Below are 4,371 nucleotides of genomic sequence, written 5' to 3' on the forward strand. Positions count from 1 at the left end.
ACGATCGACGATCGACGATCGACGATCGACGATCGACGATCGGCACTCGGCACTCTGTCGCGATGACGACACCGGTGACTGCGGCGACGCCCCCTCACGGTTCTCGTCCCGGGCACGGTCGTCGTCGCCACTTGCGTGCGTCTCCCTCGACCCCGCCGCCCGATTCCCCGCGTGTCACGGACGTGTCCGAGAGTTGCGACCATCGGCGACCCGAACCCGGCCCGGCGCCCGGCACGCGAGGCGCCTGGCCAGGTTCGAGAGCGGATCCGCTCCCGTTACGCGCCCGGAATGAGCGCGTGTGACGGGCCGTCGAGTGTCGTGCGCCCGGCGCTTTGAACGCTCGCGCAAGTTTCACGGACGAGCGAGCATGCGCGACGCGCGAGCGCCCGGCGAGGATGAGCCGGGCAAGGAAGTCACCGGCATCGGGTGCGATCGCCCCCCGACGGCCGGCGGGGGAGGCGAGTCGGCGAAACACTGCGTTCACCACCCGCTGACCCTCGTGCCGAATCAACAAGAGTCGAGCGACCGAAAGGCTCGGCTCGGCCCACAAGACAAGGAGAAGTCCCATGCGACGTCCCATCGCCGCTCTTGGTGTACTCGCTGCCGTCGGTGCTTTGTGCCTGACGCTACCCGGCGCGGCATCGGCGGCACCCGGAGAGCTGATCGTCAACGGCCAGGTCATCACCGACCCCTCCGGTTGCTACCCGTTCGGGAACCCACCCCTGACGGTCCAGAACAACACTTCCGCGGTCGCGTACGTGTTCTCCAGTAGCAACTGCACCGGTCGTGCCGAGGTCGTCCAAGCAGGCGACTCCATCGTCTCCACCAACGGCCACAGCGTTCGGATCTCCTGACCGCAGTAGCAACGCGATGACCCGAAGCCCGCCGCCCCAGGCAGGACCCGGCGAGACGGACAAGCCACCGGGGCGCAGACGCAGTCAGGCCGTCGCCCGCGCTTCCCCTACCGGCGCATAAATGACTGATACTCGGCGTTGCCCGAGCGGCCGCTCCGCGGAACGGCCGCCACGACGTTCTCAGACAAGTGCCTCACCGTCGTGAAGAGCAACCCGGGCGACAACATCCCGATCCGGACCCGGTCGTGCGTCGGCCGCTACTCCCAGCGGTTCGTGTTCGATCCGCCCGGTGGGCGTCCCACCGCCTCGGTGGTGTTCGAGCGAGCGAGCGGGCGGGCGGGGCCGCGTGGCCACCGCCCGCCCGTGACTCCCGTCAGGATGCCTCGCACCGAAGGGCGTCACCGCCGTCGGCGCCCACGTCGCATCGATCGAAGCCCTCTCCGCCGTCGAGGGCGTCGAAGCCGGCCCCGCCCCGCAGGGTGTCGTCACCTTCGTAGCCGATCAAGGAGTCGTTCCCGCCGGCACCGTCGATGACGTCCTTCCCGTTGCCACCCAGCAGGCGGTTGTCGCCATTCGAACCGATGAGTGTGGCGTCGCTGTCGACTCCGCCCGCCACGTCTTCGATGTCGGAGTGGACGTTGTTCCTCGGGTCTCCCACCAAACCGTCGTTGGCCACGTCATCGAGGGACACGGTCAGCGGGCCGGTACTCGAGCGAAGATCCAGCGAGTCCCGGCCGGGACCACCGAAGACCTCGTTCGCGGCAGTGGACGGCGCGTTGCCGCCCGATACGCCGAGCCCCTCCTGGAGGATGGTGATCACGTCGTCGCCCTCGTCGCCTCCGGCTCCGCATCCGTACACGTACAGCTGATCCTGCGACGAGCCGCCGTGCGCTCGACAGGGCAGCGTGGTCGCGTTTCCGACCTCGACGACGTCACCCCAGTCGCCGCCATCGACCACGATGGAGGTGAAACCGGTGCATTCACTCGCCCACGCGCCCGACTGGACACAACCGGCGCCGGCGATCAGCGCGCCATCCATCTCCCACACGCGCGCTTTGGCGCCCCGCACCTCGACCTGGATCCAATTGTTCACTTCCGGAGCCGCCGTCACATAGAGCACGCCGTCCTCGACACGGGTCTTCGTGGACCAGTCCTTCATCGTCGAGGGTGCTGCCGAGGCGGCGGCACCGCCCATTGCGCCCGTCAGCACGAGCGGCACGATCGCGAGCCAGACCGGCCGGCTTCTCCGGAACATGTGTGTGGCCTTTCTGCGTGGTGGCGACGTGCACCGTCGACGGGCACACCACCGCGCCGGAAGTGGACACGGGGCGAGTGCGGGTCGAACTTCGGTGGTCCGCCAGGGTGGCGGGGCGTCGGGAGGCGAGGTTCGTGCGAACCGCTGGTGCGCAGGTGAGGACGCGGGCGGGAACGGTGTACCTGTTCGCGCGTTCCATCGTCGTCGGGCAGCCGTGCATCGCGCATGCTCACCCGTCCGAAAGATCTGCGCGAGCGTCCGAATCATCGGAGGCGGTGCGGGGACGAGATTGTGAATGTGTGGTTGCGGTGTCAACGGGTTGGTGACAGTGCTTCCGGTCTCGGTTTTCCCTTGTCGAGCCGGGCTTCGTCCGGCTGATCGCGGGTTTCTTGGCGGTCACGGGTGACCGAACCGCCGTCGTGGCCTGTGTCAGGTCGTCGACGTGCACTTCGTCCCGTGTGGCCGGCGGATCGTCCGCGTGGACGACCACCCCCGCTCCGCGGCCGGACCTGCACGTGACGCGCGCCCTGGACCGCCGTGTGATGCGCGTGCACGCGACCACCCTCGAGCAGCTCGCTGAGCAACTCGCCGAGGCCCCGCGCACCGCTCGATCTGGACCATCATCGTGTGACCGGCCCCTCGGCCCGCGCGGACGAGGGGTAACCCGGGGCGTGTCCCCGAGGGTGCATCGGTGCCACAGCCCGCACAGCCCACCGACAGATGAATGCGTGGTCCCCGTGAAGAGCACATCACCCACGGTGACACCTGACGCCAACCCCGCCCGGCACGCGGGGACTTCGCCCGAAGGATGTGTACGCGGCCGCTCGAAAGATGTTGTCGGTCGTGAACCTGTCACGGGTCTCGGCCGCGAGAAGTGTCAGCGGATCAGCGTTTGACGCGTCCGCGGATGGCGAGGGCGGCGAGGCCCAGGAGAACGGGTTCGAGGAAGCGGCTCGTCATCTCGACGTAGGCGCCGGCCGTGGTGAGGTTCTGTCCCGAGGAGCGGAAGACGACCGAATTCAGGACGACGCGTACGGCTTTCTCGGCGCGTTTGCCGGTGAATCGTTCGTGGAGCGGTCCGGTGAGTTTCGGGTCGGGGTTGTCGACGGTCATGACGATGCGTTGCCCGGGTGGGGCTTGGATGCCGCTGCTTCGGGGTTTGGGGTCGCTGGTGGGCAGGCCCCAGAGCATCATCGCCAGCACGGTCGTGGTCATGCCGAGGAGAAGCCAGGCGAGGGCGCGGGTGGCGCGCAGGCCGTAGCCGGAGAGCACCCAGTAGCCGGTGATCAGGGAGCGTTCGCCGATGGGACGTTTGCGGTCGTGGCGGCGCATTTCCATTTCGCCGTAGTAGAAGTCGGCCGCGTCGGGTTCGTTCTTCGCGTCCTCGGACGCCTTGCGCAGCGCCCGATAGGCCGGGCCGACGTCCTCGGGGCCCGGGGCAAGCGCGGCGTTCGGGTGGCCGGGGCCGGGTGCCCAGCCGCGTGGTGGCGGTGGTTCGCCGGGGGTGAGGGCCCGCCAGTGGTGCTCTTCGGCGATCGTGCGGCGACGGGCGAGTCGGGCGGGGACACCCTTGCGCAACCGCCAGCCGGTGGGAGGCACGGCGAAGCGCGTGTCGCCCTCCAGGCGGAGTTGGTCGAGGTGGAAGGCACCGCTGAACACGCACTCGGACAGGTCGGTGTCGGTCAGGACCAAGTGCGCGGCGTCGACGCCGCGTAGCGACCGGACATGGATGCCAGGACTACCCGTCAACCCGTTCTCGTCCACGACACCTGTGGCGACGTGGAAGACGGTGGGGTGGGCGGTGACGGCGAGGGGGTGGGCGACGACGGCCTCGGTCAGATCGAGGGCGGCGTGGCGCAGGCGCAGGATCGCCGTCGCGTCCCACCGGGTGCGCGCACACCACACACGCGCGGCGGCGACCTCGATCACCACCGGCACGCCGAACACCGCCCCGGACAGGTCAAGGACCCCCGCACACGCGAGAGGACCCAACTTCGGCACGGAGTGGAACGTCGCGCCGGTGAACCGGGCGTCGCCCGAGAACGTGGCGCCGCCTAACCTGGCATCGCCCGAGAACGTGGCTCCAGCGAACCAGGCGTCGCCCGAGAACGTGGCCCCACCGAACCAGGCATCGCCCGAGAACGTCGCATGGGTGAACCCGGCGTTGGCGGAGAAGGTCGCCCTGCCGAACCGGGCGTCGGCGGAGAAGGTCGCGCCGTCGAAGCGGGCGTCGGCGGCGAACGTGGCGCCGTCGAACCAGGC

General features: G+C 69.3%; 3 protein-coding genes. 1 reads left to right on the forward strand and 2 read right to left on the reverse strand.

The window, feature by feature from the left end:
• The first annotated feature begins 566 nt into the window (after nucleotides 1-566).
• Entirely contained in the window at nucleotides 567-854 is a 288-nt protein-coding gene (locus GT354_RS11960; protein ID WP_161356278.1) for a hypothetical protein, read from the forward strand.
• A 373-nt stretch (nucleotides 855-1,227) separates the two neighbouring features.
• Here the strand turns inward: GT354_RS11960 and GT354_RS11965 are convergent, their stop codons facing one another.
• A complete protein-coding gene (locus tag GT354_RS11965; RefSeq protein ID WP_161356279.1) occupies nucleotides 1,228-2,109 on the reverse strand; it encodes a calcium-binding protein in 882 nt (293 codons plus the stop codon).
• 885 nt (nucleotides 2,110-2,994) lie between these two features.
• Nucleotides 2,995-4,371, reverse strand: a 1,377-nt coding sequence (locus GT354_RS11970; protein ID WP_161356280.1) for a pentapeptide repeat-containing protein, incomplete at its 5' end; no start/stop codon positions are given.

The organism is Streptomyces sp. SID3343, assembly GCF_009865215.1.
Classification (GTDB): domain Bacteria; phylum Actinomycetota; class Actinomycetes; order Streptomycetales; family Streptomycetaceae; genus Embleya.